The 25,542-nt window shown below is 52.7% G+C and carries 25 protein-coding genes and 9 tRNA genes; 7 read left to right on the forward strand and 27 right to left on the reverse strand.

Annotated elements, in window-relative coordinates; all coding sequences use genetic code 11:
• Nucleotides 1-25: 25 nt before the first annotated feature.
• The 4 genes from gluQRS to thpR all read right to left on the reverse strand — a co-directional run bounded on the left by gluQRS (nucleotide 26) and on the right by thpR (nucleotide 2,850).
• Entirely contained in the window at nucleotides 26-910 is an 885-nt protein-coding gene (gluQRS, locus tag L4D19_RS20985; protein WP_428454107.1) for a tRNA glutamyl-Q(34) synthetase GluQRS, read from the reverse strand.
• A gap of 72 nt (nucleotides 911-982) precedes the next feature.
• Nucleotides 983-1,432 carry an RNA polymerase-binding protein DksA gene (gene dksA, locus L4D19_RS20990; protein ID WP_075762320.1) on the reverse strand — a complete coding sequence of 150 codons (450 nt, stop codon included), beginning with the start codon at nucleotides 1,430-1,432 and terminating at the stop codon, nucleotides 983-985.
• A 129-nt stretch (nucleotides 1,433-1,561) separates the two neighbouring features.
• Nucleotides 1,562-2,272, reverse strand: a complete 711-nt coding sequence (gene sfsA, locus L4D19_RS20995) for a DNA/RNA nuclease SfsA (RefSeq protein ID WP_160652091.1) — start codon at nucleotides 2,270-2,272, stop codon at nucleotides 1,562-1,564.
• Nucleotides 2,269-2,850 carry an RNA 2',3'-cyclic phosphodiesterase gene (gene thpR / locus L4D19_RS21000; RefSeq protein WP_428454108.1) on the reverse strand — a complete coding sequence of 194 codons (582 nt, stop codon included), beginning with the start codon at nucleotides 2,848-2,850 and terminating at the stop codon, nucleotides 2,269-2,271. Before thpR ends, sfsA begins: the two co-directional genes overlap by 4 nt.
• Before the next feature lie 141 nt (nucleotides 2,851-2,991).
• Here thpR and hrpB point away from each other — a divergent pair, with 141 nt between their 5' ends.
• Together hrpB and mrcB are read left to right on the forward strand one after the other, a co-directional pair.
• Complete coding sequence (gene hrpB / locus L4D19_RS21005; protein ID WP_428454109.1) at nucleotides 2,992-5,460, forward strand: ATP-dependent helicase HrpB; 2,469 nt, start codon at nucleotides 2,992-2,994, stop codon at nucleotides 5,458-5,460.
• Between the two features lie 98 nt (nucleotides 5,461-5,558).
• Entirely contained in the window at nucleotides 5,559-8,024 is a 2,466-nt protein-coding gene (mrcB, locus tag L4D19_RS21010; RefSeq protein ID WP_428454179.1) for a penicillin-binding protein 1B, read from the forward strand.
• Between the two features lie 52 nt (nucleotides 8,025-8,076).
• Here the strand turns inward: mrcB and L4D19_RS21015 are convergent, their stop codons facing one another.
• The 13 genes from L4D19_RS21015 to mutY form a co-directional block, all read right to left on the reverse strand.
• Nucleotides 8,077-9,333: a cyclic di-GMP phosphodiesterase gene (locus L4D19_RS21015; RefSeq protein ID WP_428454110.1), complete on the reverse strand. Its 1,257-nt coding sequence runs from the start codon at nucleotides 9,331-9,333 to the stop codon at nucleotides 8,077-8,079.
• 262 nt (nucleotides 9,334-9,595) lie between these two features.
• Nucleotides 9,596-9,671, reverse strand: a tRNA-Thr gene (locus L4D19_RS21020).
• A 73-nt stretch (nucleotides 9,672-9,744) separates the two neighbouring features.
• Nucleotides 9,745-9,820: transfer RNA gene (locus tag L4D19_RS21025), tRNA-Asn, on the reverse strand.
• A gap of 94 nt (nucleotides 9,821-9,914) precedes the next feature.
• Nucleotides 9,915-9,990 (reverse strand) — tRNA-Phe (locus L4D19_RS21030).
• Between the two features lie 63 nt (nucleotides 9,991-10,053).
• A tRNA-Thr gene (locus L4D19_RS21035) sits at nucleotides 10,054-10,129 on the reverse strand.
• Nucleotides 10,130-10,139: 10 nt separating this feature from the next.
• Nucleotides 10,140-10,215, reverse strand: a tRNA-Asn gene (locus L4D19_RS21040).
• 43 nt (nucleotides 10,216-10,258) lie between these two features.
• A tRNA-Phe gene (locus tag L4D19_RS21045) sits at nucleotides 10,259-10,334 on the reverse strand.
• 36 nt (nucleotides 10,335-10,370) lie between these two features.
• Nucleotides 10,371-10,446: transfer RNA gene (locus L4D19_RS21050), tRNA-Thr, on the reverse strand.
• 45 nt (nucleotides 10,447-10,491) lie between these two features.
• Nucleotides 10,492-10,567, reverse strand: a tRNA-Asn gene (locus L4D19_RS21055).
• A gap of 40 nt (nucleotides 10,568-10,607) precedes the next feature.
• A tRNA-Phe gene (locus tag L4D19_RS21060) sits at nucleotides 10,608-10,683 on the reverse strand.
• A gap of 118 nt (nucleotides 10,684-10,801) precedes the next feature.
• The gene (mltC, locus tag L4D19_RS21065) at nucleotides 10,802-11,935 is read right to left on the reverse strand and encodes a membrane-bound lytic murein transglycosylase MltC (RefSeq protein ID WP_428454111.1); all 1,134 of its coding nucleotides are present in this window, start codon (nucleotides 11,933-11,935) and stop codon (nucleotides 10,802-10,804) included.
• Nucleotides 11,936-12,050: 115 nt separating this feature from the next.
• Nucleotides 12,051-12,323, reverse strand: coding sequence for an oxidative damage protection protein (locus L4D19_RS21070; protein WP_428454112.1), 273 nt, complete (start codon nucleotides 12,321-12,323; stop codon nucleotides 12,051-12,053).
• 116 nt (nucleotides 12,324-12,439) lie between these two features.
• Nucleotides 12,440-13,504, reverse strand: a complete 1,065-nt coding sequence (mutY, locus tag L4D19_RS21075; protein WP_428454113.1) for an A/G-specific adenine glycosylase — start codon at nucleotides 13,502-13,504, stop codon at nucleotides 12,440-12,442.
• A gap of 254 nt (nucleotides 13,505-13,758) precedes the next feature.
• Here mutY and trmB point away from each other — a divergent pair, with 254 nt between their 5' ends.
• From trmB to L4D19_RS21090, 3 genes are all read left to right on the forward strand, one after another.
• On the forward strand, nucleotides 13,759-14,496 hold the full coding sequence (gene trmB / locus L4D19_RS21080; RefSeq protein WP_160654300.1) for a tRNA (guanosine(46)-N7)-methyltransferase TrmB: 738 nt from the start codon (nucleotides 13,759-13,761) through the stop codon (nucleotides 14,494-14,496).
• Nucleotides 14,497-14,603: 107 nt separating this feature from the next.
• Nucleotides 14,604-15,524, forward strand: coding sequence for a glutaminase B (gene glsB / locus L4D19_RS21085; protein ID WP_075763166.1), 921 nt, complete (start codon nucleotides 14,604-14,606; stop codon nucleotides 15,522-15,524).
• A 55-nt stretch (nucleotides 15,525-15,579) separates the two neighbouring features.
• Nucleotides 15,580-15,984: a YggN family protein gene (locus tag L4D19_RS21090; RefSeq protein WP_428454114.1), complete on the forward strand. Its 405-nt coding sequence runs from the start codon at nucleotides 15,580-15,582 to the stop codon at nucleotides 15,982-15,984.
• A gap of 1 nt (nucleotide 15,985) precedes the next feature.
• On the opposite strand, the gene hemW is transcribed toward L4D19_RS21090, so the two are convergent.
• From hemW to L4D19_RS21125, 7 genes are all read right to left on the reverse strand, one after another.
• A complete protein-coding gene (gene hemW / locus L4D19_RS21095) occupies nucleotides 15,986-17,143 on the reverse strand; it encodes a radical SAM family heme chaperone HemW (protein ID WP_428454115.1) in 1,158 nt (385 codons plus the stop codon).
• Nucleotides 17,143-17,736, reverse strand: a complete 594-nt coding sequence (locus L4D19_RS21100; protein ID WP_428454116.1) for an XTP/dITP diphosphatase — start codon at nucleotides 17,734-17,736, stop codon at nucleotides 17,143-17,145. The genes hemW and L4D19_RS21100 overlap by 1 nt, the downstream gene beginning before the upstream one ends.
• Nucleotides 17,737-17,910: 174 nt before the next feature.
• On the reverse strand, nucleotides 17,911-18,339 hold the full coding sequence (locus L4D19_RS21105) for a DUF4426 domain-containing protein (protein ID WP_160654288.1): 429 nt from the start codon (nucleotides 18,337-18,339) through the stop codon (nucleotides 17,911-17,913).
• 155 nt (nucleotides 18,340-18,494) lie between these two features.
• Nucleotides 18,495-18,788, reverse strand: a complete 294-nt coding sequence (yggU, locus tag L4D19_RS21110; RefSeq protein WP_428454117.1) for a DUF167 family protein YggU — start codon at nucleotides 18,786-18,788, stop codon at nucleotides 18,495-18,497.
• Nucleotides 18,785-19,342, reverse strand: coding sequence for a YggT family protein (locus L4D19_RS21115; protein WP_075763149.1), 558 nt, complete (start codon nucleotides 19,340-19,342; stop codon nucleotides 18,785-18,787). Before L4D19_RS21115 ends, yggU begins: the two co-directional genes overlap by 4 nt.
• A gap of 9 nt (nucleotides 19,343-19,351) precedes the next feature.
• Complete coding sequence (proC, locus tag L4D19_RS21120; RefSeq protein WP_428454118.1) at nucleotides 19,352-20,170, reverse strand: pyrroline-5-carboxylate reductase; 819 nt, start codon at nucleotides 20,168-20,170, stop codon at nucleotides 19,352-19,354.
• Nucleotides 20,171-20,203: 33 nt separating this feature from the next.
• On the reverse strand, nucleotides 20,204-20,914 hold the full coding sequence (locus tag L4D19_RS21125; protein ID WP_428454119.1) for a YggS family pyridoxal phosphate-dependent enzyme: 711 nt from the start codon (nucleotides 20,912-20,914) through the stop codon (nucleotides 20,204-20,206).
• 23 nt (nucleotides 20,915-20,937) lie between these two features.
• Here L4D19_RS21125 and L4D19_RS21130 point away from each other — a divergent pair, with 23 nt between their 5' ends.
• Both L4D19_RS21130 and L4D19_RS21135 read left to right on the forward strand, forming a co-directional pair.
• Nucleotides 20,938-21,969: a type IV pilus twitching motility protein PilT gene (locus tag L4D19_RS21130; RefSeq protein ID WP_075763146.1), complete on the forward strand. Its 1,032-nt coding sequence runs from the start codon at nucleotides 20,938-20,940 to the stop codon at nucleotides 21,967-21,969.
• Between the two features lie 33 nt (nucleotides 21,970-22,002).
• Nucleotides 22,003-23,109, forward strand: a complete 1,107-nt coding sequence (locus L4D19_RS21135) for a PilT/PilU family type 4a pilus ATPase (RefSeq protein ID WP_428454120.1) — start codon at nucleotides 22,003-22,005, stop codon at nucleotides 23,107-23,109.
• 330 nt (nucleotides 23,110-23,439) lie between these two features.
• On the opposite strand, the gene ruvX is transcribed toward L4D19_RS21135, so the two are convergent.
• The 3 genes from ruvX to gshB form a co-directional block, all read right to left on the reverse strand.
• Nucleotides 23,440-23,868, reverse strand: a complete 429-nt coding sequence (gene ruvX / locus L4D19_RS21140) for a Holliday junction resolvase RuvX (RefSeq protein ID WP_075763144.1) — start codon at nucleotides 23,866-23,868, stop codon at nucleotides 23,440-23,442.
• Nucleotides 23,865-24,434 carry a YqgE/AlgH family protein gene (locus tag L4D19_RS21145; RefSeq protein ID WP_428454121.1) on the reverse strand — a complete coding sequence of 190 codons (570 nt, stop codon included), beginning with the start codon at nucleotides 24,432-24,434 and terminating at the stop codon, nucleotides 23,865-23,867. The genes ruvX and L4D19_RS21145 overlap by 4 nt, the downstream gene beginning before the upstream one ends.
• A gap of 142 nt (nucleotides 24,435-24,576) precedes the next feature.
• Nucleotides 24,577-25,524 (reverse strand): glutathione synthase, encoded by a 948-nt coding sequence (gene gshB, locus L4D19_RS21150; RefSeq protein ID WP_428454122.1) that lies wholly within the window; start codon nucleotides 25,522-25,524, stop codon nucleotides 24,577-24,579.
• Nucleotides 25,525-25,542 lie beyond the last annotated feature (18 nt).

Raw genomic sequence — 25,542 nt, forward strand, 5'->3', positions numbered from 1 at the left:
ATATCATATATCACGGCGGGCCATTTTAGAATCCTAGTGTGATAGCTGTGGTTTGCGGCAGCCTGTCAACCTGCCAGTGCATGCAGCCCCAGCGGAGGATATCTTCCAGACTGGAGGCAGCCAAATCAGCAGGCGGCTGCATGCCGAGAAACATCATTGCCCTAATTAAAGCAGGCTTCGGGTTGGCCTTGTCGATTGCCGGGGCATGGTTCTGCTTCGATAGCTTGTTGCCGTTGTCGGTGACAGCCAGCGGCAGGTGCAGATAGCTGACTTCAGGCTGTCCTAACTGGCGATACAGGCCGATTTGTCTGCCCGTCGGCTCAATGAGATCTGCGCCGCGAACGATCTCGGTAACACCTTGTTCGATGTCATCCAGGACGACGGCGAGGTTGTAGGCATACAGTCCGTCACGGCGGTGGATAATGAAATCCTCCCGGGCCAGGGACTGCGGGATCTCAATGTGGCCGTGCAGCACATCATTAAAAAAGGTAACTGGTGTATTAACTTTAAGTCGAACGGCGCTGTTATTGGCGCTGCAGTTCAGTTCGCGGCAGGTTCCGGGATAAAATCCACCGGCAAGTTTGATTTGTTTACGGGTACATTGGCAATAGTAGGCTTCTCGGCTGTGGAGCCAGGCATTAATCTGGGCCTGGTAGGCGTCATGGCGCTGGCTCTGATACATGATGCTGCCGTCCCAGGTCAGCCCGTAGGCTTCCAGCGTATATAGGATATCGTCCGCGGCACCGGGCATTTCCCGGGGCGGATCGAGATCTTCCATACGTACCAGCCAGGCGCCCTGCCGGGATCTGGCCTGCAGGTAGCTGCCGAGGGCAGCGACAAGAGAGCCAAAGTGCAAGGGGCCTGACGGAGAGGGCGCAAAGCGGCCGATATAGTGGCTTTTTGTACTCATAAACAAATCATAAAAAATGAAAGAGGGAGCTGCTGCTCCCCCTTAAAACAGTTGATGTATAATACCGAAGTATTAGCCTGCCATCTGCTTTTCTTTGATTTCTGCAAGCGTTTTACAGTCGATACATAGTTCGGCTGTCGGGCGGGCTTCAAGGCGGCGGATGCCGATCTCGATACCGCAAGAGTCACAGAAGCCAAAGTCATCGTCTTCGATGCGCTGAAGCGTTTTTTCGATCTTCTTGATCAGTTTACGTTCGCGGTCACGGTTACGAAGCTCCAGGCTGAATTCTTCTTCCTGTGCAGCACGATCAACAGGATCAGGGAAATTTGCCGCTTCATCCTGCATGTGGTTAACGGTGCGATCAACTTCTTCACGAAGCTGGTTACGCCAAGCATCAAGAATTTTACGGAAGTGCTCTAGCTGAGCTTCACCCATGTATTCTTCGCCGGCTTTTTCCTGATATGGCTCTACCCCAGCAATAGCCAGGATGCCTAGCGATTTTTTAACGTTGCTCTCTGGCATATAGCATCTCCTAATATACCTAATAACCGTCACTGGTTAATTTTGGGCGGTATCTATAGCAGAAAGGGGTATGTGTGGCAATTGCTGCATATATTCAATTTTATACCAATGTGAAGAAAGCATCATTTTTCACAATTGTTGATGAAATTTTATACAGTTGTTTAAATAGAGTTCATCCTGGTTCAATACCGCTTTGTAACAGATGATCTCAACGCCTGCCCGTTCTGCCTGTTGAATTAAAGTATGATAGTCCGGGTCTATATGGTGTGCCGCGGATACATTTTCAATCCCTGAATGTAAAATAGCGAAAAAAAGTACGGCTCTGTCTCCGTTCTTAGCTACCTCCATCAGCTCCCGCAGGTGTTTCTGGCCCCGAGAGGTGACTGCGTCGGGGAAAAAGCCTTGTCCATCCTCCAGCAGGGTAACGCTCTTTACTTCAATATAGCACGGTGGTTTGTCACCGGCAGTCAGCAATATATCTATCCTGCTGTTTTCACAACCATACTTTACTTCAGTACGGAGTGATGAATAGCCTTGTAATTCTGTGATGACATTCTTGTTTATTGCTTCTTCGACCAGGCGGTTGGCCCGAGCCGTATTGACGCAAATCCAGTCTCCGTCAAGGGTGTGAGTAAGCTCCCAGCTGTTGGGGTATTTACGCTTCGGGTTATCTGATGTGGAGTACCACACCGTACTTCCTGGCTCGGCACAGCCGGTCATCGCACCGGTATTGGCACAGTGAATGGTGCGTACTTCGCCGTCTGGGAATTCAATGTCAGCGAGGAAGCGTTTATAGCGTCTGATTAATTTAGCAGCCTGTAGCGGTGGGTCAAATTTCATTCAAGATCCTGGTTGTCCGGTTGGGTTGGGGTCAGCGGCCACTGGCGAAGACACCTATATCGGACGCCGGAGCCACGGGCTGTGTTGACCTGCTCTGAAATATACAGCCCGAAGTGCTGGAAATAAAAGCTGAAATCCACATTTTCCGGCATCGGATCAGGTCGCTGTCGGACCTGTTTTTTGAGAGTGATGTGCGGTTTATAGCTTCGTTCTTCCTGTTCTAGCCCGGTTTGTATAGCCGCTTCTTTCAAATCGGAGGCCAGCTGCGCCAGCGGGACCGGGATGATATTGCCCCCTAGCCATATCAGCCGGTTTCGCTTGCGGTACTTCAGCACGGAGGCGTGGAAGGTAAACGACGGAACAGCGACTGCGTTAGTCAAATCAATGAGGTGCGCTTTCTGTTGTTCGTCGACAGGCCCGAGAAAGGCCAGGGTCAGGTGGAGGTTGCTGTCCGGCACCTGACGTCCCTCGCCGGGCAGGATCTGTGCCAATTGGCAAAGTTGCAGAAAAGCGCGCTGATTGGCCGGGGTATCCAGTGCCAAGGCAAAGAAAAGACGCTCTTGCTTATTCGCATTCATCGATAGTCGCCCCATAAAAACCGATTTTCACCTTAGTGAGCCCGCAGGATAAGGAGATGGCGGATAATTGTTCAGTTTGCCAAATGACTTTCTTGTACAATAGCTTTCAGCATAGTTTGAATATGACACAAGGTTTTCACATTGTCACAGCTGCCTATCGATACCGTTTTATCTCCGTTGCTTGATCAGCTCACGTCTTGCTCTCAGCTTATTTTGAAGGCACCGCCCGGGGCGGGTAAGTCGACCCGGCTACCCTTGGCGATTTTGCGGCAGGGCGGAATTGAGGGGCGAATCGTCATGCTGGAGCCGCGTCGTCTGGCGGCGCGCAATATTGCCGGTTACCTGGCTTCGCAGCTGGGGGAAAGTGTCGGACAGACCGTTGGCCTGAGGGTGCGGGGCGAGACTCGGGTCAGTGCGGCTACCCGGCTGGAGATTGTGACTGAAGGTGTGATGACCCGAATGCTGCAGCAGGATCCCGAGCTTGAGGGGATCGGGCTGCTGATTTTTGATGAATTCCACGAGCGAAGTATCCATGCCGATACGTCACTGGCACTGGCACTGGAGGTGCAGGAGGCCTTACGTGACGATCTCAAGTTGCTGGTGATGTCGGCGACGCTTGATGCCGAGGCGCTTACCTCCTTGCTACCCGATGCGGCATATATTGAATCCGAAGGGCGCTGTTTTCCGGTGGAGCACAGATACAAAACGGTCGCCGATAGCCAGCAGGTTGTCGACAGCGCTGCGCGGGAAGTGGTTCAGCTGCTCAATGGCGAGCAGGGCTCTATTTTGGTCTTTTTGCCGGGTGCTGGCGAGATCAAGCGCCTGGCAACATTGCTTGAAGAGAAAGTGGGGAGTGAGGTCGAGGTTTGTCCGCTCTACGGACAGCTGACGACAGCCCAGCAACAGCAGGCGATCACCCCGGCCCCGAAAGGCAAGCGAAAGGTGGTGTTGGCGACTAATATTGCCGAGACCAGTTTGACCATCGAGGGGATCCGGATCGTTGTTGACAGCGGGCTGGAGCGAATAGCACAGTGGGATCCCAAGACCGGGATCAGCCGGCTGGAGCTAGTCCGTATTGCCCGCTCGTCTGCCGAGCAGCGCGCCGGTCGTGCCGGACGTCTTGAGCCGGGGATCTGCCTGCGTTTATACAGTGAAGAGTTGCTGATCAGACAACCTGCCACACCGCAGCCCGAGATCCTGCGGGCCGATTTGACTGCGTTGGCGATGGAGCTGGCCCAGTGGGGCTGTATGGAGGCCGGGGAACTGCGTTGGCTGGATATTCCTCCAGTTCAGGCGCTTCGTCAGTCTCGAGGCCTTTTACAAAGCCTGGGGGCGCTGGATGCCGATAACAAGCTCACTGCCAGGGGCAAGCAAATTCAGCAGTTGGGCGCCGATCCGCGTCATGCCGCGATATTGATGATGGCTAAGGGCGAGAAGATGCCGGCAATGGCGACTGCCGCGATGCTGGTGGCGCTGCTGGAAGAGCCGCCACGGGGTATGAATAACCCGGATCTGCATTTTCAGCTCAACTTGCTGGAAGGCGGAAAGCTCCCGCGAAGCAGGCAGTATATGCAGCGTGCCAGGCATCATCTGAGTAAATTAACGACCACGGCAGCGGCAAGTTTACAGGTGGATGCCGAATGGATCGCTCCCTTGATGGCGGCGGGGTTCCCAGACCGTATAGCTCTGTCGCGCGGCAAGGACGGACGCTATCAGCTAGCCAATGGTCAGGGAGCGATGTTGTTGCCTGACGAGCCGATGGCGGATGAAGCCATGCTGGTGGTGGCTGATGTCGTCAAGACTCGACAGGGTGACAGCCGTATCTTCTCGGCGATTGCGGCAGATGCCGACCAGCTGCAACAGTTACTTCCACAGTTGTTCGATGAGCGTGAATGGCTGGACTGGGATGACAAAAAAGGACGTTTGAGTGCCGAGAAGCATTTGTGCTGCGGTCAGCTGATCCTGAAGCGCAGTCCGATGGCCGAGCCGGATCCGGCCAAGGCCAGCGAAGCCCTGCTCAATGCGATTATACGCAAGGGGGTGGGTGTACTGCCGTGGAATAAACGCGCGGAGAGTTTGCTCAACCGTGCTTGCTGTGCGGCCGAGTGGCTGCCTGAGCTGAATCTGCCGGCTATGGATGAGGAGAGCTTGCTTGCCGATGCCGAGCAGTGGCTGCTGCCGTTCATGAATGGTATAAAAACGCTTAAAGCGATTGATAGAATTGACCTGGTGGCGGCATTGGAAGCCCGTCTTGGCTGGGAGCAGGCGAAAGCATTGGACTCGATACTGCCCACGCATTATCAGGTGCCGACAGGATCGCGTTATCCGATCCGTTATCAGTTGGGTCATAAACCGGTACTGGCGGTACGAATGCAGGAAATGTTCGGAGAAAAATCCTCACCACTGATTGCCAACGGGAAGGTTGCTGTTGTACTGGAGCTGCTTTCCCCGGCGCAGCGACCGTTGCAGATCACCCAGGATTTGGCCGCTTTCTGGCAAGGCTCCTATCGGGAGGTCCAGAAAGAGATGAAAGGGCGCTATCCCAAACATGTGTGGCCGGATGACCCTGCAAACCATGCGCCAACCAAAAAAACCAAGAAGTATATGTAATTGTATTGTCAGCTGTCGCAAATTGTATGACAGCTGACAGAAGCCTTTTGATCCCGGTGTTCAGGCTATAGCCATACGGGGATTGAATTTCGGGAATGATGAACAGCATGAAGATTAAGTTGCCAGTTCGCCTTACAGCGCCAGCCCCAAAGAAACCGGGAGGCAAAAAGCCTGTGGCGAAGAAGCCTGCAGAGAAGAAAACCGGTACCCGGCGCAAGACAGCGGCCAAAGCCCCCGCTAAAAAAAGCACGGCTAAACCTCGCCGTAGCAAGAAAAAAACTACCAAGAAGCATTCCCGGTTACCGCGTTGGCTGAAATGGCTGATAGGGTTCGGGGTCAAAGTTGCTATTGCTGTAGTGGCTGTATTGCTGGTGGTCGGGATCTATCTGGACAATGTGGTACGGGATAAGTTTGATGGCCAGTTGTGGAACCTGCCGGCCGTTGTCTACGGGCGGGTGCTGACGTTGCAGCCAGAGCAGGCGACGACTTTGCAGGAAGTTCGTAGGGAGCTAGATCTGTTGCAGTACCACAAAGTCAAAACGCCGCAGCGGATTGGGGAGTATTCGTCATCGTCTACCCGTATTGAGCTTATCCGTCGGCCTTTTGAGTTCGAGGATGGCCACGAGGGCAAGCGGCATGTGATGTTGACTTTTGCCGACGGAACGCTGAGCAGGATCCACGAAGTTGGCAGCAAGCGTCAGCTGGGCTATCTGCGTATTGAGCCGAAAATGCTGGGGATGCTGGGTGCCAATGAAGGCGAGCAGCGAATTTTCCTGCCGCGTGAGCGCTTCCCAGAGGTGCTGGTTGATGCGTTGCTGGTGACCGAAGACCGTGATTTTTATCATCACGACGGTGTTTCCCCGCTGGCAATTGTCCGTGCTCTTTTCGTGAACCTGAAAGCCGGCAGGACAGTACAGGGGGGGAGTACCCTGACGCAGCAGCTGGCAAAAAATATTTTCCTTTCCCGCGAGCGTACTTTGCTGCGGAAACTGAGTGAGGCCTATATCGCCCTGATCATCGACTATCGTTACAGCAAAGATCGGGTCCTCGAAGCCTACCTCAATGAAATCTACCTTGGTCAGAACGGCGGCAAAGAGGTACACGGTTTTGCCCTGGGGGCACGACTGTACTTTGGCCGACCGCTGCAGGAACTGCGTATCGATCAGCAGGCATTGCTGGTCGGGCTGGCAAAGGGCCCGTCCTATTACAACCCGTGGCGTAACCCTGAGCGTGCCCGCCAGCGCCGGGATCTGATCCTGCGGCTGATGATGGACAACGGTATTTTGGACGGTGACCAATACGAGCAGGCAGCATCCCGTCCGCTGGATGTGCAGAGCCGTCCGATGATTGCCAGTCGCCAGCCAGCGTATTTCCAGCAGTTGCAGCGAGAGCTGAAGCAGAAAGTGGGTGATAACTTTACCCCGGGTGTGGGCCTGAGAGTGTTCAGTACCCTGGATCCGCTGTCGCAGCAAGAAGCCGAAAAAGCGGTGATGGCGATGGTGCCGAAGCTAAACAAGAAGGCTGGCGTAAAAGTCGAGACGGCCATCGTTGCCGTTGACCGCCGTAGCGGAGAGGTTCGTGCGATGGTCGGGGGCAGTAGGCCGGGCTATGCCGGATTCAACAGGGCGCTGGACGGAAGCCGTCAGATAGGCTCACTGGTGAAGCCTGCCGTGTATCTGGCTGCCCTTCGCAAGCCGGGACAATACTCTCTGGCGACGACGATTGACGATAAGCCCATTATGCTGAAAGGAAGCCGGGGAACCGCCTGGAAGCCGAGGAACTATGATCGCAAGTTCCGTGGCGAGGTACCGCTGTATTATGCGCTGGCGAAATCGCTGAATGTACCGACCGTGAACCTGGGGCTGCAAGTCGGCCTTGACCCGGTGATCGATACCATGGTGCAGCTCGGTGTCGACCGTAATGAGATCCCTAAATTGCCGTCGATTTTGCTCGGTGCTTTTACCCTGACGCCGTTTGAGGTCACCCAGATGTACCAGACGGTAACAAGCGGTGGACGCAAGGCAGAGCTAACTGCACTGCGAGCCGTCGTTGACCAGCAGGGCAGTATGCTTTACCAGAACTATCCCAAAGCAGCCCAGGCGGTACCGGAACAGGCGGCGTGGCTGACTACCTACGGAATGAAGAATGTGGTCAGCCAGGGGACTGCGCGCTTTCTGCAGCCGACCTTCGGCTGGGCGGCACTGGCTGGGAAAACCGGTACAACCGACAAAACCCGGGATAGCTGGTATGTCGGGGCCGATGGTCGCGAGGTGGTAACTGTCTGGGTCGGGAGGGATGATAACAAGCCCGTCAACCTGACCGGCTCGGCCGGGGCCCTGCGTTTGTATAGCGACTACCTTCAGCGTCGTCAGCCGGAGCCTTTGCGCCTGACCTGGCCCAAGAAGCTGACAACGATGAAATATAACCGCTTGTCCAATGGTACCCTGAGCCAGGACTGTAGCGGTCAGCAGTCCCTGCCTGTGTGGGACCGGGATGGTTCGCTGAAGGCACAATGCAGCGGCAATCAGCCGGCAGCCTGGATCAAAGACATGTTTAGTATGTAAGTACCCTGAAAAGCCGAGACCAAACGCAGTTGCTCGTCAGAGCAACTGCGGGTTAGTCGTTGGGATCGAAGTAGTAAGAGATCCTGATACGCGGGTTGAGATAGGTATAGACTTTCTCCGGCAGCTTGCTCGGAGGGATGGCCTGCTCAATGCGCAGATCGCTTTCTTCGAGATCGAGGATAGGTGCTTCGTTGGAAGGCACCGAGGGATCATAGAGCAAGACATTCGGAAACAGCAGACTTTCTGAATTAACCGAGATCACCAGCCCCAGCTGCTGATTGGAGAGCTGTACAACGCTACCCGGCGGGTAGACGCCCATCAAGCGGATCAGCAGCGCCATAAAGTCGCTGTTGTATTGCTCTTTCTTGTTTTTGAACAGGTAGGAGAGGGCGCTGTACGGAATACGCGCCTTGCTCGGATCCTGCGGGTGGCACAGGTTGTCATAGGCATTGACTACCGAGACAAGCTGGGCCTTCAGATCAATTTTTTTCGCCGAAAGCTGCTGCGGGTAGCCACTGCCGTCCAAAAGCTCATGATGCTGGCTCAAAATGGGCTTGGCGGCCGGAGGGAAGTCCTCTGCAATGTTTGCCAGCTCAAGGCTGTATTTGGTATGCAGCTTAAGGTAATTCTCTTCAGGGGCCGTCAGGGGCGTCGTCTTGCGGGTGATAGCCGTCGGCACCTTCAGTTTGCCCATGTCGTGAAACAAAGCCCCCAGGGCTATGGTTTTGATGTCACTGGCCGGCATACCGCTGGACTTGGCCAGCATCATTGACATGATGGCCACATTCAGGGAGTGGAAATAGATATCCTCAGACTCTTTGGCATCATTCATCAGATGGAGGGCAACGTTGTCGCTTTCCATTAACGCATCAACCATTTCCTCGACCAGACTTTCCGCTTCTTTGATTGCGGTGACAGGGCGGCTTTTAATTTTGCCGACAATCGAGCGTAGCTGAGACATCGAGCGATCAAAGTTCTTCTCGCAGCGTTGCAGCTTTCTTTTGTAGTTTTTTAGTTTTGTGATGCGACACTGCTTTTCCTGCCACAGCTTTTCAGCCTGCTTATCCAGAAACTGGCTTTCATCGTCGCTCATTTCTTCGACTGGCGTCTCCGGATCGAGTGGTTTGTTGTCACTTTTCTCCGGGATCAGGTAGACAAACTTCACCCCGAGATTCTTAATCAGGCGAATTTGCTGGTGATCTTTGATTTTGAAATGGTTCAGTAGAAAAGGATGATCAGTCCATTGCAATGGTAGCTTAATATATAAACCTTCGGTTAAGCGCTCTACTGAGAGTTTTATACTTGCCATTATATTTAGCGCAACCTGTTACTTTTTATGATTTTTTATACCTATGGGGCCGTTCCTTTCAAGCCAGTTAGTGGATATCAGCTGACGGCTGGAAAAATGATTGATAAGAATATTACTGTCATTTAATCAATGAAACTGATAGCACACTGTTTAATTATTAATATTGTAAACTATAACTGCCGAGTGACCCAATATGATACGGAATGTTTATGGCGGGGTTCAGACGAAAAAAAACCTCATCAAAAGATGAGGTTTCAAAGAGTGGTGCCGACTACCGGAGTCGAACTGGTGACCTACTGATTACAAGTCAGTTGCTCTACCTACTGAGCTAAGTCGGCACATGTGCAGTTATCTCGATAAAGATGAACTACTTATTTTTATTCTTTTCAAGCCGAAGCTTAAATCGAAGTTTGGCTCCCCCTGCGGGACTCGAACCTGCGACATACGGATTAACAGTCCGCCGTTCTACCAACTGAACTAAGGGGGAATTATATGGTGCTCGGGGACGGAATCGACCGCGCCCGGCTAGGGACCGACACATTACTGCAAAGCAGTAACAGGAATCAATCTCTAATTATATATGGTGCCTCGAGGCGGAATCGAACCACCGACACGAGGATTTTCAATCCTCTGCTCTACCGACTGAGCTATCGAGGCAAAAGTAAAAGCGGTTAGGCTTTAACTTTTGCAATGCTGCATACTGCAACAATTGCTAATAAATGGTGCCGACTACCGGAGTCGAACTGGTGACCTACTGATTACAAGTCAGTTGCTCTACCTACTGAGCTAAGTCGGCACACTAAATGTGGCTCCCCCTGCGGGACTCGAACCTGCGACATACGGATTAACAGTCCGCCGTTCTACCAACTGAACTAAGGGGGAATTATTCTTTGTCTAATACGAGATGCTCGTATCGGATGAATAATGGTGCCTCGAGGCGGAATCGAACCACCGACACGAGGATTTTCAATCCTCTGCTCTACCGACTGAGCTATCGAGGCAAAAGCAGGATGGTTAAGTCTCTGCTTTGCAATAAATGGTGCCGACTACCGGAGTCGAACTGGTGACCTACTGATTACAAGTCAGTTGCTCTACCTACTGAGCTAAGTCGGCACACTTATTCGTGTTGTTTTCAAGCCTGGGCTCAAAAACTAAATTTGGCTCCCCCTGCGGGACTCGAACCTGCGACATACGGATTAACAGTCCGCCGTTCTACCAACTGAACTAAGGGGGAATAGCTTTCGTTGCTTGCACCATTGTTCAAAAAAGAAGAATGGTGCCTCGAGGCGGAATCGAACCACCGACACGAGGATTTTCAATCCTCTGCTCTACCGACTGAGCTATCGAGGCAACGGAGCGCTATTAAACGGGTTTTCAGCCTGTTCGTCAACAACTTTTTTAATAAAAATGCCTGCTTGCTCGCTTTTTATACATGGGCGGCATTGGCGGCTATTTCATTGTCATCGCATCAGATTTTTCCCTGATTGAATTCCTTCTGGAAAGTCGTCACTTTCTGCAGATAACGCCTTGCCTCGGCTTTGGGATGCTTGTTGGTGAGCGCCCAGTAAACCTGGTTGGGTTTGAGGTTGTTGAGATCGTTCATTGCCCGCTTCCGATCACGGTGGAAGGTTTTTAAGACCCCGCCGGTACCACCGTTATAGGCCGAAATCATGCTGTAGTGCAGCGATAGCGGATCACGGACTTCCTTGAGGTAGCGGTTTCGCAGGATATAAAAATAGGCAGTACCGGTATCAATGTTCTTTGCCGGATCAAACAGGTATTCCGGCGAGGGCTTGCCTGATTTGTTTTTTACCAGCTTGAAAACATCGGCGCCCGCGGTGTTGGGAACGACCTGCATCAGGCCATAGGCATTGGCATGGCTGACGGCATAGGGGTTGAAGCTGCTCTCGGTCTTGATGATGGCATAGATCAGATCCTCGGGAATACCGTAGCGCCTTGAGGCATCACGAACAATACTGGCGTACTTGTAGCTTCGCTTGTTGGCGTGATCGGCAACCATTGGGATCTCGACATAATAAGCCTGCTGGTAACGAACCTTGCGCTTTTTCAGCCCGTTATTAATCAGGTAGTCGGCAAACTGGTTCGCTCGCCATGACCACTCGATAGGCTTGCCATCCTGATCCAGAACCTGGCCGTAGAGGAAAGGCTTGCCGTTGAAATCAATGCCCGAGTCTGAATATAAATCAACGCCGCCCGGGTTATCCGGGGTGAGTAGTGTGGTCGTTATGGCTTCTTTGAGATGGTTCTCCGGCTCTGTGGTGGCAACGGTCTCGACAATCACGACGCCGCGTACGAAATCAACATGGGCACGACTTTTGTAGCCGTCGGTATATTTGACGTACTGGCGCTTGCCGGCCACCAGGGAGTCGTTGTCCCCCCAGTAGCGTTTTACCTGGCCGCTGAAGTTGTTCATCAGGCGATCAAGGGCCGCTGCATCCTTGGTAAACTGGCCCGGCAACGGGGCGAGGTTTTTGGCAAAGCGGTTGGTTGTGGTGTAGTCGACGTCGTAAAATTTTTCGACAAATTCGCGACTGCATCCGCTCAGCAGCAGAAGTGACAGTATAAGAGCGCGTTTTTTCATAGTTTCCGGTAAAAAAAAGACATCACTTGTTTATTGGCAAATGATGTCATTATCTGGCACTCCGGGTAAGCTTTTTATCCCGGAGAAGCGATTATTCGTGAAGTCAGGGCGATTACTACTCGCTCGGCGGCGTATAACCGTCGATGATCACATCCTGACCTTCAAACAGGAAGTTAACCATTTCCGTTTCCAGCAGCTTGCGGTGCTCCGGATCCATCATGTTCAGTTTCTTCTCGTTGATCAGCATGGTTTGCTTACCTTGCCACTCCGTCCAGGCTTCTTTCGAAATATTGTCGAAAATACGTTTACCCAGCTCGCCCGGATAAAGTTGGAAATCCAAACCTTCCGCTTCTTTTTTCAGACGGGCACAAAATACAGTACGGCTCATCGAGTGGCTCCTTAATCCTAACCTTCATGAGTACGTTGCTAGTTATACCAGAGTGCAGCTTGCGCTTCTATATTTCACCGAGAAAGGGGCACTTAGCCCCTTCCTAGCTAGGGTTATTAGTGCTGTTTCAGCTCGTAATGCAAACTTTCCAGAATTTGCTGAACAGGCGCGGCCAGACCGACTTTGGGCGGCTGGTTGAGGTTGTACCACTGGCCCTTGCCGGACTCGCCAATCATATCTGGAATAGCACTGAGCGTGATTTTAACGGGCACGATATCGAGGTGATAGTGGCTGAAGGTATGGCGGAACGCATTGAGCTGCTCGGTGGCCTCGATGTTTTGGCCAGAAGAGCCAAGGCGCTGCTCGATAATACCGCCAAGATCCTGATGATCATTTTGCGGAAAACACCATAGTCCTCCCCAGATCCCGGCCGGTGGCCGTTGCTCGAGCCAGACTTCCTCGCCGCATTGAAAAATGGCAAACCAGGCCTGTTTTTCGGGCAGTGTTTTTTTCGGTTTCTTGCCGGGAAAGTCCATCTGGCGCTGCTGGGCCTTGGCCTGACACATTTCGGCTACTGGGCATAACTCGCATTTTGGTTTGCTGCGGGTGCAGATCATTGCGCCCATATCCATCATTGCCTGGTTATAGCGCTCGACACCTGCTGCCGGGGTGTTTTTCTCGGCAATTTCCCACAGGGCATTTTCAACCGGCTTTTTCCCTGGCCAGCCCTCAACGGTATAGCAGCGGGCCAGGGTGCGTTTTACATTACCGTCGAGGATAGGGTGGTGTTGGTTGAGTGACAGGGATAGCACGGCACCGGCGGTCGAGCGGCCGATCCCCGGTAGGGCGATAACACTGTCGATATCGGTCGGGAATTCCCCTTTGTGCTCGGTCACAATAACCTGTGCGGCTTTGTGAAGGTTGCGGGCACGGGCGTAGTAGCCGAGTCCGGTCCATAAATGCAGCACCTCATCCTGCTCTGCAGCAGCGAGATCCTGAACGGTCGGGAAACGGGCAATAAAACGTTCGAAATACGGGATCACCGTGGTGACCTGGGTTTGCTGGAGCATGATCTCCGACAGCCAGACTTTGTAAGGGGTTTTGTTGAGCTGCCAAGGCAACGTTTTGCGGCCGAATTTGTCGTACCACGTCAAAATGGCCTCAGAGAAGGTATTAGTCACAGAAATTCGCTCACTTTACTTGTAGTGTGTTCGCCTGGTGATGCTGACGGCCTGTATCGGTTAAAATTGAGTCAGATCTGGCAATCACTTATACTTCCTGACACCGTGCAGCTCGCACCGCGGCGAAAGTTATTATTGGGTTTTATTGAGCGAGATTGCACCACAATCTGGGTATTGTCGCAATCGATAGACTTGAACTTAGCCTATAACTTTGGATAATGCCGTTCCGTTTCTTTTTTGTTTGGATAGTAAGCATGAGCGAAGTTTCAAAAAAGTCAGGTGAAGTGACCATGACTGAATTTACCGAAGACGGCAAACTGGTACGAAAAATTCGTAGCTTTGTCCGTCGTGAAGGCCGTTTAACCAAGGGCCAGGAGCTGGCGATGGAAAACAACTGGCCGACAATGGGTATTGACTTCGCTCAGGAACTAATCAACTGGAAAGAAGTGTTTAACCGCGAAGCACCGGTCGTACTGGAAATTGGTTTTGGTATGGGGGCCTCTCTGGTTGAAATGGCGAAGAATGCGCCAGAGAAGAACTATGTCGGTATCGAAGTACACAGCCCGGGTGTCGGTGCCTGTTTGATGGCAGCAGAAGAAGCCGGCCTGACAAACCTGCGCGTTATGTGCCACGACGGTGTTGAAGTGTTTGATCATATGATCCCGGATGGCAGCCTGGACATGGTTCAGCTGTTCTTCCCAGACCCTTGGCACAAGGCGCGTCACCACAAGCGCCGTATTGTTCAGCCTGAATTTGCACAGATGTTGCGTAAGAAGCTAAAAATCGGCGGTATTTTCCATATGGCGACAGACTGGGAAAACTATGCCGAGCACATGGTTGAAGTGATGAACGCGGCGCCAGGCTACCGCAATACGGCAACTGACGGTGATTACATTCCGCGTCCGGAAGATCGCCCTCTGACTAAATTTGAAGCTCGCGGCCACCGTTTGGGCCACGGCGTATGGGATATGAAGTTCGAACGAACTGAATAATTTCCCCGTTGACGGTTCGGCATTCGAACCGGGAACAACGAAAATCCAATGCAATTGAAGAAAAAGCCAGCCTTGTGTTGGCTTTTTTATCCTTGGAGAAAAAAATAATGAAGCCAACAGAAACGTTGCTCAGTGAGATTTTAGACGAAGTCAGGCCATTGATTGGCCAGGGTAAGGTCGCTAACTATATCCCGGCATTGGCCAAAGTGCCGGCGGATAAGCTGGGGATTGCAGTCTGCTATAACGATGGTGAAATTATTCAGGCCGGTGACAGCGAGGAAGGCTTCTCGATCCAGTCTATCTCCAAGGTATTGAGCCTGACAATGGCAATGACCCTGTACGAGCCCGATGAGATCTGGCAGCGCGTCGGCAAGGAGCCCTCGGGGCACGCCTTCAATTCCATGATCCAGCTTGAGCTGGAAAACGGCATTCCGCGCAACCCGTTTATCAATGCCGGGGCTTTGGTGGTGTCGGATCTGCTGCATAGTCGGCTTTCTGCTCCCCAGTACCGGATGCTGGAGCAGGTACGCGAGCTGGCCTGCAATCCGCATATTGTCTATGACAAGGAGGTTGCGGGCTCCGAAATGCAGCACAGTGATCGCAATGCCTCTATTGCCTACCTGATGCGCTCGTTCGGCAACTTTGAAAACGAAGTGATGCCGGTGTTGACCAATTACTTCAGCTATTGCGCTTTGAAGATGAGTTGTGTTGATTTGGCGAGGACATTTAGCTATCTGGCCAATAAAGGGCTTCCTTTAGGCGCGAAAAAAACGATCATCAGCCAGACTCAGAGTAAGCAGACCAATGCCTTGCTTGCGACTTGCGGGTTATATGACGGTGCCGGTGAGTTTGCCTATCGGGTGGGCATGCCGGGCAAGTCCGGCGTCGGTGGCGGAATTATCGCGATCGTACCGGGTGAAATGTCGATTGCGGTATGGTCACCGGAGTTGGACCCTTCCGGAAACTCGCTGGCAGGTACCGCGGCACTGGAGTTGCTGGCAGAGAGAATTGGACGTTCTATTTTTTAACGGGTGATGGCGGCTTGCGATGAGCGGTGCATGCCCTGATTAATGGGGGATGCATATGCGTAAGAGCCATTGTCACACAATAAGTCCGTGGCTTATTTTGCTCGGTTTGTTAGCCAGCCCTAGCGTGATATCGGCGCCACTGTGCCAACCACAGTGGCATAATGCCATTACCTTGCAAGATAGCGAGATACGGCTTGAAAGTGGTGCTGATACGTTTCTGGTCAAACCGAGCGGGCAGCTATATTACGGGGTTCATAAAGTAAAACTCAATGACCAGCAGCTTGCTGTGCTGGCCTCCTACCATCGCATGATGACCGACGATCTGCCCTATGTGCTATCCCACTCCCAATTTATTGATCAGGAGCTGTGTGACCGGGTTGCCAGGCGCCAGAAAAAAGAACATGAGATCCAGTCTTTGATCCCGGCGCTGAGGCAATGGCAGAGCGTGACTCTGGAGTAAGTTACTCCTCGTCGACAAAGGCGGCCAGCAGGTCATTGAGGAACAGCTTGCCCTGCTTGGTGATCTGCCACTCGCTGCCGTTATCGGTCAGGTAGTTTTCCCCCAGAGCCCAGTCTATCGAAGACTGAATAGCGTCTAACGGCAGGCCGGTACGCTCGACAAAGTCCTGCTTCGGGCAGGATTCCAGCAGGCGGAAACGGTTCATAAAGAACTCAAATGGCCTTTCGCTATCCTCAACCTGTGTTTCCTGATCCAGATACGGTTTCTGCGGGTTCAGGTAGCCACGCGGGTGCTTGACCTTGACGGTTCGGGTTATTGTCCCGTCGGCAAAGCTGATCTTGCCATGGGCGCCGCAGCCAATTCCGAGGTAATCACCGAAGCGCCAGTAGTTGAGATTGTGACGGCATTGCAGGCCGGGTTTGCTATAGCCGGAAATCTCGTACTGGACATAACCCGCTTCGGTCAGTAGCTGGTGGCCCTGTTCGAAGATATCCCACAGGTCGTCGTCATCCGGCAGTGTCGGCGGCTTGGAGTAGAACAGGGTATTGGGCTCGATAGTTAGCTGGTACCAGGACAAGTGCGGTGGATTGAGGGCGATAGCCTGCTTGAGATCTGACAGGGCATCGTTAATCGACTGCTCAGGCAGCCCGTGCATCAGGTCAATGTTAAAGCTGTTCAACCCGGCGTTAGTTGCCAGGTTTGCAGCTTTGGTTGCTTCGTCGCTGCCATGGATACGGCCAAGGCGCTTTAGCTTCTCGTCCTGGAAGCTCTGGATCCCGATTGAGATCCGGTTGATACCGACCTTGCGGTAGGCAGTAAAACGCCCGGCTTCGACGGTACCCGGGTTGGCTTCCATGGTAATTTCAATATTCTCGCTGAACGGAATACGGGCCTCGATTGCCTTTAGCAGACGGCCGATCTCCTCGGGGGAGATCAGGCTCGGTGTACCACCGCCGATAAAAATTGAATGCAGCGAACGGCTGTCTTCTGTCAGCCGATAGGCGGCCAGATCGGTGTCCAGATCCTCGATGAGGGCATCGATATAATCGAGCTCGGGGATCTCCGCTTTCAGGGCGTGCGAGTTAAAGTCACAGTAGGGACATTTCTGTACACACCATGGAATGTGGACATACAGGCTGAGTGGCGGTGGAACTAGCATTAGGCGTCCTTCAGGGCAGCAAACAGTTTCTGCAGGGCTTTGCCGCGGTGTGAAAGCTGCTTCTTGCGGGTAGGTTCCAGCTCGGCGGAGGCGCACTGATCTTCCGGCACCCAGAATACGGGATCATAGCCGAAGCCGTTCTCGCCATGGGCCTCGCTTAGGATGCTGCCTTCCCAGCTGCCGTGGCAAACCAGTGGTGTCGGATCATTTTCGTGACGCATCATAACCAGTACGCAGTGGAAGCGGGCAGTACGCTGCTCGGCTGGAACGCCTTCCATCTCCTTCAGTAGCTTTTCCAGATTCTGCTGATCGCTGGCCTCTTCGCCGGCAAAGCGGGCTGAGTAGATACCCGGTGCGCCCTTGAGGTAATCCACTTCCAGGCCAGAGTCATCGGCAATTGCCGGCAGGCCTGTCTCCTTTGCCGCATGACGAGCTTTGATAATGGCATTTTCGATAAAGGTTGTGCCGGTTTCGGCAACCGAAGAGACGTTGTAGTCGCTCTGGGCGACGACATCAAACCCAAAGTCTGCAAGCAGGCTTGCCATTTCTTTTACTTTGCCCTGGTTGCCAGTGGCCAGTACTAGTTTGCTCATCGTTGTTCCTCGGTGAATTCGTGCGGACTGATAATAACGGGGCGCTATGATAATACCAATCTTGCTCTGTCACCACTCAATTGAGCCCGGACTGTTTTCTGATAGCTTTACTGCTTAGTTTTCTGATAATAAAAAAGGAGCCACTGGCTCCTTCCGAGTATGCGTGGCGGCTGCCTAGTCGACATAAAATGTTTGTTTGAATGCTATCTGGCCGCTGTTTCCGCCCTGGGAGACATCGATGGTAAAGCTGAAGCTCTCCTCGTTGGCATGGCTAAGCTCGGCAATGTAGTAGATGGCAGAGCCTTCGCGAACCTCGCGGAAGGAGAGTTTCTTGATTGAACCAAGCAGGTTCTTGGCCTGTCCGGACAAGACGGCAGTGACTGCCGGTTTGCCTTCCTGGGTTTTGTCCAGCACGGTGACATTGACAACGGCCGAGTAACGGCTGCGCTGAATGCGGTAGGTGTTGGCGACCTCGGGAGTCAGAAAGGTGGAAGGAAAGCTGGAGTAATGGACTTCAAGGTTACCGATATTGGTTAGCTGTTCAGCATTAACGGGAAGGGCGGTAAAGAGTAGTGCTGATAATAAACATAAAATTCGAGTCATGATTTTATCCTTTTGGATACTCACCGGTTATTTATACGACCCCTATAGCCTGGTGGGTATTTCATTCTTTTTAGTATAGTCAGCTGATGATTGTTGTAGCAGCCCAGCCAGTCGGCTGAGCTGTAGGTTTTTTGAGTGCTTGAGTCTGCGAATGTTTACAGCAGATCAGAAACGATTGTGGGCGTTTCCCGCGGGGCCTCGATACGTACCTGTTTGTGGCGGCCGAGCTCGCCTTTTTCAATCATTACCTGTCCCTTGGCAACCCGAAATTGCTTGGCAAGGAATTTGGTAAGATGAGCATTGGCCTTGCCGTCGATCGGCGGGGCGGTAATGGCAACTTTGAGCTCATCGCCATGAAGGCCGACGATTTGGTCCCGGCTGGCTTTGGGTTGAATATACAGCCGGATTACCAAATCGTCTCCGCTGCGAGTTATCGCATTCAGACTCATAGCTGGTGCCAGATCGGACCGATGATATCGCCCATCAGGAAGTTGGCAAACTGCAGGCCGATAAACAGAACCAGAACACTCAGATCCAGGCCGCCCATTGCCGGAATAATACGGCGGATAGGGGCTGTCATCGGCTCGGTCAGCTGGTGCATTACGTATTCAACCGGGCTGCGGCCCTGGCTGACCCAGCTCAGAATTGCGCGTAGCAGCAGTACCCAGAATAGCAGACCACCGGCAGCTTTTAGCAGCGCCAGGGCGCCAACCCACAAGAAGTCAGGGGTGAATGCCATGCCGCCACCAGTCAGTACCAGTTGGAGAATGACAAACTTGGCGATGCTAAGGACATAGGCAAACAGCAGCGTGGCAAGATCCAGCGAGCCAATCGACGGGATAATACGACGCAGCGGCGCGACAACCGGCTGGGTTGCCTTGACGATAAACTGGGAGAACGGGTTATAGAAATCTGCCCGAGCCCACTGGAGCCAGATCCGTAGCAATACAACCATGATGTAGAGGTCAAATAGGGTACTGACCAGAAAACCAATTGAATTCATAACTAAACCTTAAAATAATTTTTCCATTTCTTCAGCGCGGGAAATCGCAGCACGCATTGCTTTGGCTACGGTATCACTAAGTTGGTGCTCGTTAAACGTCCGCAGTGCTTCTGCCGTGGTTCCACCTTTGGATGTTACCTGCTCGCGCAAGGTTGCCAGCTCGGTATCTGGGTTGGCAACCACCATTTCTGCAGCTCCTGCTGCAGACTGCTGGACCAGCAGACGGGCTGTCTGCGGATCAAAGCCCTGCCTGATGGCTTCGGCCTGCATCGCTTCCATAAACAGGAAGAAGTAGGCAGGGGCACTTCCTGCTGCCGCTATAATACCGTTAATTCCCGATTCCTGCTCTACCCAGCACGCTTCGCCGACAGCTCGCATTAAGTTTTCTGCAAAGGCCTTGTCTGCTGTTGATACTGTGGTTGTGGCAAACATACCGCTCATGCCTTTTCCAATAAGCGATGGCGTATTGGGCATTACCCTGACGAGATTGAGCTCGGTGGCGAGCATTTCGTTGAGGCGCTGGGCTGATATTCCTGCCGCAATTGAGATCACCAGTTTACCGGACAGGTCGATGCCCTGTAGCGGACGGCAGACTTTTTCCATCAACTGTGGTTTGACTGCCAGCACGATCACCTCGGCCTGTTCGGCTGCCAGCAGGTTGTCGTCACCGGTGTGAATTCCGTAGTCGCGGGCAAGCGGTTCACGGCGAGCCGGGCCCGGTGCGGTGGCTGTGATCTTGTCGGCAGGGTAGCCGCTGCAAACCAGCCCGGCAATGATAGAGCGGGCCATATTGCCGGCACCGATAAAAGCGATTGAACGTTGTTCCATGTAGAGTCCTTGTCAAATAGTCCTAAGAGCCATTTACTGTTTAGTGCCGTAGTCACGCGCGCCGAAGATTGCGGTGCCGATACGGACAATGCTACTGCCTGCAGCGATGGCGGCTTCCATATCACCGCTCATGCCCATTGACAGGGTATCGAGCTGCGGATGCTTGCCTTGTAATGCCTTCTGGGCCTCGGCCAATGCATGAAATGCTGCATATTGGCTATCGTAGTCGTCCGCTTTTTGCGGAATTGACATCAGGCCGCGCAGCACGATGTTGGGCATTGCGGCAATTTCGTCGGCCAGTGTGGCTAACTCGTCAAAGGCGACGCCGGATTTGCTGGCTTCAGCGCTGGTATTGACCTGCAATAGTATATTTAATGGTGGCATATCTTCCGGGCGTTGCTCACTGAGACGACGGGCGATTTTTGCCCGGTCGACAGAGTGCACCCAGTCAAAATGCTCGGCAATCTGCCGGGTTTTGTTTGACTGGATAGGACCGATAAAATGCCAGCTAAGTTTGTCAGCCTGCGGGCTGGTGGCAAAATGCTGTACCTTTTCGACACCTTCCTGGACATAATTTTCGCCAAACGCAAATTGTCCCGCATCGATGGCTTCTTCGATAGCGGCAATAGGTTTGGTCTTGCTTACCGCCAGTAACTGCACGGAATCGGCTGTCCGGCCGCATTTTTCTGTTGCCGAGGTTATCTGGGAGATGACCTGCTCAATGTTTTGTTTGATACTACTCATAATCGATTCTGTGGGGAAAATTTATGGATATCACCGAACTACTGGACTTTAGTGTAAAGCATAATGCCTCTGATCTGCACCTTTCTGCGGGTGTTCCGCCAATGATCAGGGTTGACGGTGAAGTCAGAAAACTAAGCTTACCAGCATTGGAGCATGGAGAGGTACACCGGTTGGTGTTCGATATCATGACTGATGCCCAGCGCAGGGAGTACGAAGAGAAGCTGGAAGTGGACTTTTCGTTCGAGCTGCCGAAAGTCGGCCGTTTTCGTGTTAATGCGTTTCAGCAGTCCCGGGGAAGCGCGGCGGTATTTCGAACTATCCCAATTCATATTCCTTCGCTGGACTCGCTTAATGTGCCCGAGGTGTTTTACAAAATTGCCCAGTGCCAGCGGGGCCTGGTACTGGTGACCGGAGCCACAGGCTCGGGTAAGTCTACAACTATCGCGGCCTTGGTCGACTATATCAACGCCAACTACAACCGGCATATTCTGACGATTGAAGATCCGGTGGAGTTTGTCCATAGCGGTAAGCGCTGCCTGATCAACCAGCGCGAGGTTCACCGCGATACGCACAGCTTCCACAATGCGCTGCGGTCTTCATTGCGTGAAGATCCTGATGTTATTGTGGTCGGGGAACTGAGGGACAGGGAAACGATCAGCCTGGCGCTGACAGCCGCCGAAACCGGGCATTTGGTACTTGGGACCTTGCATACCAGTTCGGCGGCCAAGACGGTTGACCGGATCATTGATGTTTTCCCCGGTAATGACAAGGCGATGGTGCGTTCGATGCTGTCGGAGTCTCTGCGGGCGGTCGTATCGCAGAACCTGCTTAAGTGCGTCAGTGGCGGCCGGGTGGCAGCCCATGAGGTGATGATGGCGACGCCGGCGATTCGCAACCTGATCCGGGAAGACAAGGTTGCCCAGATGTACTCGATGATCCAGACTGGCTCTGCGATGGGGATGCAGACGATGGAGCAGAGTGTCAAAATGCTTGTTGCGCAGGGAATTGTAGAGTCTGAAGAAGGACGCCGTGTTGTCGACAGTAGTCTCGCCTAGCGCAGTCGTATTAGCGAAATAAAAGGAAAGGTAATGAACTTACAGCAGATCCTTGAGGAAGTGGTACGTTGCAAGGCCTCTGATCTCTACATTACGGTAGACTCCCCGTGCTTGCTGCGGGTGGACGGGAAACTTCAGCCTCTGGGAGAAAGCCTGGATCGCGACGCTGTTGATCGATTGTTTGACGAGGCGATGGATCCGGAACAGCGACAGGACTTCACCACTAGCCGGGAGGCAAATTTTGCTTTGGTACGTGGTGAGTGGCGCTTTCGTGTCAGTGCTTTTTGGCAGCGTGAGCTACCGGGTATGGTTGTGCGGCGGATAGAGACAGATATCCCTGATCTATTCTCACTGAACCTGCCGATGGATATGCAGAAAATGGCGCTGGCCAAGCGTGGCCTGGTCTTGGTTGTCGGTGCAACCGGATCGGGCAAGTCGACCTCGATGGCGGCGATGACTGGTTATCGTAATAAAAACCGCAGCGGGCATATATTGACTGTCGAGGATCCGATTGAGTTTGTCCATAAGCATGAACGCTGCATAGTGACCCAACGTGAAGTGGGGCTTGATACAGAAAGCTATGATGTCGCCTTGAAGAACTCTTTGCGCCAGGCGCCGGACATGATCCTGATCGGTGAAATCAGGACTCCCGAAACCATGGAATATGCGATGAACTTTGCCGAAACCGGGCACCTGTGTATGGCAACCTTGCATGCCAACAATGCCAACCAGGCCCTGGAGCGGATCCTGCATTTGGTGCCCAAGGAGCGTCGGGAACAGTTTTTGTTTGATCTGTCCCTGAACCTCAAGTGTATTCTTGCCCAGCAGTTGATCCCGGATGCCAAGGGTGTTGGCCGTCATGGTGCGTTTGAACTCTTGATCAATACTCCTCGGATTGCTGACTTGATCCGCCGGGGTGAATTGCATGAGATCAAAGAGGCGATGTCCAAGTCCAGTGAGTCCGGCATGATGACATTCGATCAGTCGCTGTACGAGTTGTTTAGAAAGGGCAAGATCACCGAGCAGGACGCGCTTCACCATGCCGACTCGGCCAACGATCTGCGTCTGATGATCAAGGTCGGCTGCAAGAACCAGCAGGGTAGTAATACCCTTGATGGGGTGACTGTCGATATGGGGTAACGCTTGGTAGCAAAAAGTACACCATATAGAAAAAGCGTTGGGGTTCCTGTGATCCTAACGCTTTTTTTACTGCACAAGTTCTCTACTTGTTTGATCTTAAAAACTTTTATGCTTGATAGGCCGTGTTGGTGTGCAGCTTGTTGAGCTTTTGGGTTCAAAGTGTCCAAAAGCTGTACAGGCTGATCAGGCCTTATTCAACGCGGGGTGAGATCTGGCCGGATCTTTTTCGTGCAGAAGGTGACAGTAATTTGGTGAATTGAGATAAAAAAGGTGTACAGGGGAAGAGTGCTGGGAAAAGCTCTCCCCGTGTAACGGGGAGAAGAGAGAGCGTTATCCGTACTGGCGCTCAAACCAGCTTTCGAGGATCACGACAGCTGACTGAGAGTCGATATTGCCTTTGCTGAGCGAGCGGTAACCGCCACGATCAAACAGCTCGGAACGGGCTTCAACGGTGCTCAGGCGCTCATCATGAAGTTCAACCTGGCAGCCGAAGCGACCATGAAGGCGGTTGGCGAACTTTTTCGCCCGTGGGGTGATGGCCTCAAGTTCGCCGCCTTCCAAATCTAGCGGTAGGCCGACGACAACCAGATCCGGTTGCCATTCGTTGAGGATCTTCTCGATAGCATCCCAGCTCGGGATACCGTCTTTGGCTTTTAGTGCGGCAAGGGGAGTGGCTGTGCCTGTCAGCTCCTGGCCAATCGCGACACCAATACTTTTGGTGCCATAGTCAAATGCTAATACGCTGCGTGAGTTACTCATGCATGTCCTGTATCAATAGAAAGGTGGGCCGAGTTTATGCCGAGCTGGGCAACAGCTTTGTCCCAGCGCTCGTTGACCGGGGTGTTGAAAACAACGTCCGGATCGGCTTCAGTGGTTAACCAGGTATTTTCAGCCAGCTCCTGCTCAAGCTGTCCGGCCGTCCATCCGGCATAGCCGAGTGCGACCAGAAACTTCTCCGGTGCCTCGCTGGTACCGAGTAGCGGCAAGATGTCCTTGGACGTGGTGACCGATACCTGTTCGGTAATGTTGATACTTGAGTCGAGCTGACCTTCTTGCAGGTGCAAGTGAAGGACGAAACCGCGATCGCCGGATACCGGGCCCCCATTGAATACGGGTTGTTCAAGGCTCGCCGGATTGTTTACCGGTAGCTCACGCTCAACTTCAATTTGCTCAAGCATATTGCCTACAGAAATATCGATAGGCAGGTTAATGACAATACCCATGGCCCCATCGTCATTATGTTCGCAGACATAGACAACGCTGCCCTTGAAATTCGGATCCTGCATGCTGGGCATGGCAACCAGAAAATGATTAGTCAGATTCATTCGTGTGCACCTACAACATATCCTGTTACTTACAGTATGCCGATAATTTGTTAGAAATGGTATTTACGTCTTGTACGTAACATGTCGGATACGTAAAAAACGCAGCCCAGTTTGTAGGCTGCGTTTATATTGTCGAGGTTAATTAAGCGTTTACACGGCGCTCAATGGCATCCATCAGCTTGCCGGTAATCGAGATATCAAAAGCAGCTTCGATTTCACGAATACACGTCGGACTGGTGACGTTGATCTCGGTAAGCTTGTCGCCGATGACATCAAGACCGACAAAGATCAGGCCTTTTTCTTTTAGTACCGGAGCAACGGTTTCCGCGATTTTTCGGTCTGTCTCGCTGATCGGACGGGCTTCGCCCCGGCCGCCTGCTGCCAGGTTGCCGCGGGTCTCGCCCTTGGCCGGGATCCGGGCCAGGCAATATGGCATTGGCTCGCCGTCGACCACCAGAATACGTTTGTCACCGTTGCTGATATCCGGCACAAAGGTTTGTGCCATGCAGTAGTTCTGGCCGTGGCTGGTCAGCGTCTCGATGATCACCGAGACATTCGGATCGTTTTTCATCACCCGGAAGACGGATGAGCCGCCCATACCGTCAAGGGGCTTCAGGATCACATCGCCGTGCTCCTGATGGAAAGCCTTGATCTTATCGGCACTGCGGGTAACGACGGTGGTCGGCGTCAGATCCGGGAACCAGGCCGTAAACAACTTTTCATTGCAGTCGCGCAGGCTGCGGGGCTCGTTGACGATCAGGGCGCCTTCGCTTTCGGCACGCTCAAGAATATAGGTCGCATAAATATATTCGGTATCAAAAGGCGGATCTTTGCGCATTAGTACGGCATCCAGCTCGGATAGGGAGATTTCCTGCTCGTTGTGAAATTCGTACCAGCCATTTGGATCTTCTTTCAGGCTAACCACACGGGTACGGGCAACGGCCTTGCCTTGTTCCAGTGAGAGGTCGTTCATTTCCATATAATGGATTTCCCAGCCACGACGCTGCGCTTCCATCATCATGGCAAAGCTGGAATCTTTTTTAATGTTGATGGATTCAATCGGATCCATCACGATACCCAGTTTGATCATTTCTTTCTCCTAGTCAGT

The organism is Photobacterium kasasachensis (assembly GCF_050336885.1).
In the GTDB taxonomy this organism is placed as follows: Bacteria; Pseudomonadota; Gammaproteobacteria; order Enterobacterales; family Vibrionaceae; genus Photobacterium; species Photobacterium kasasachensis.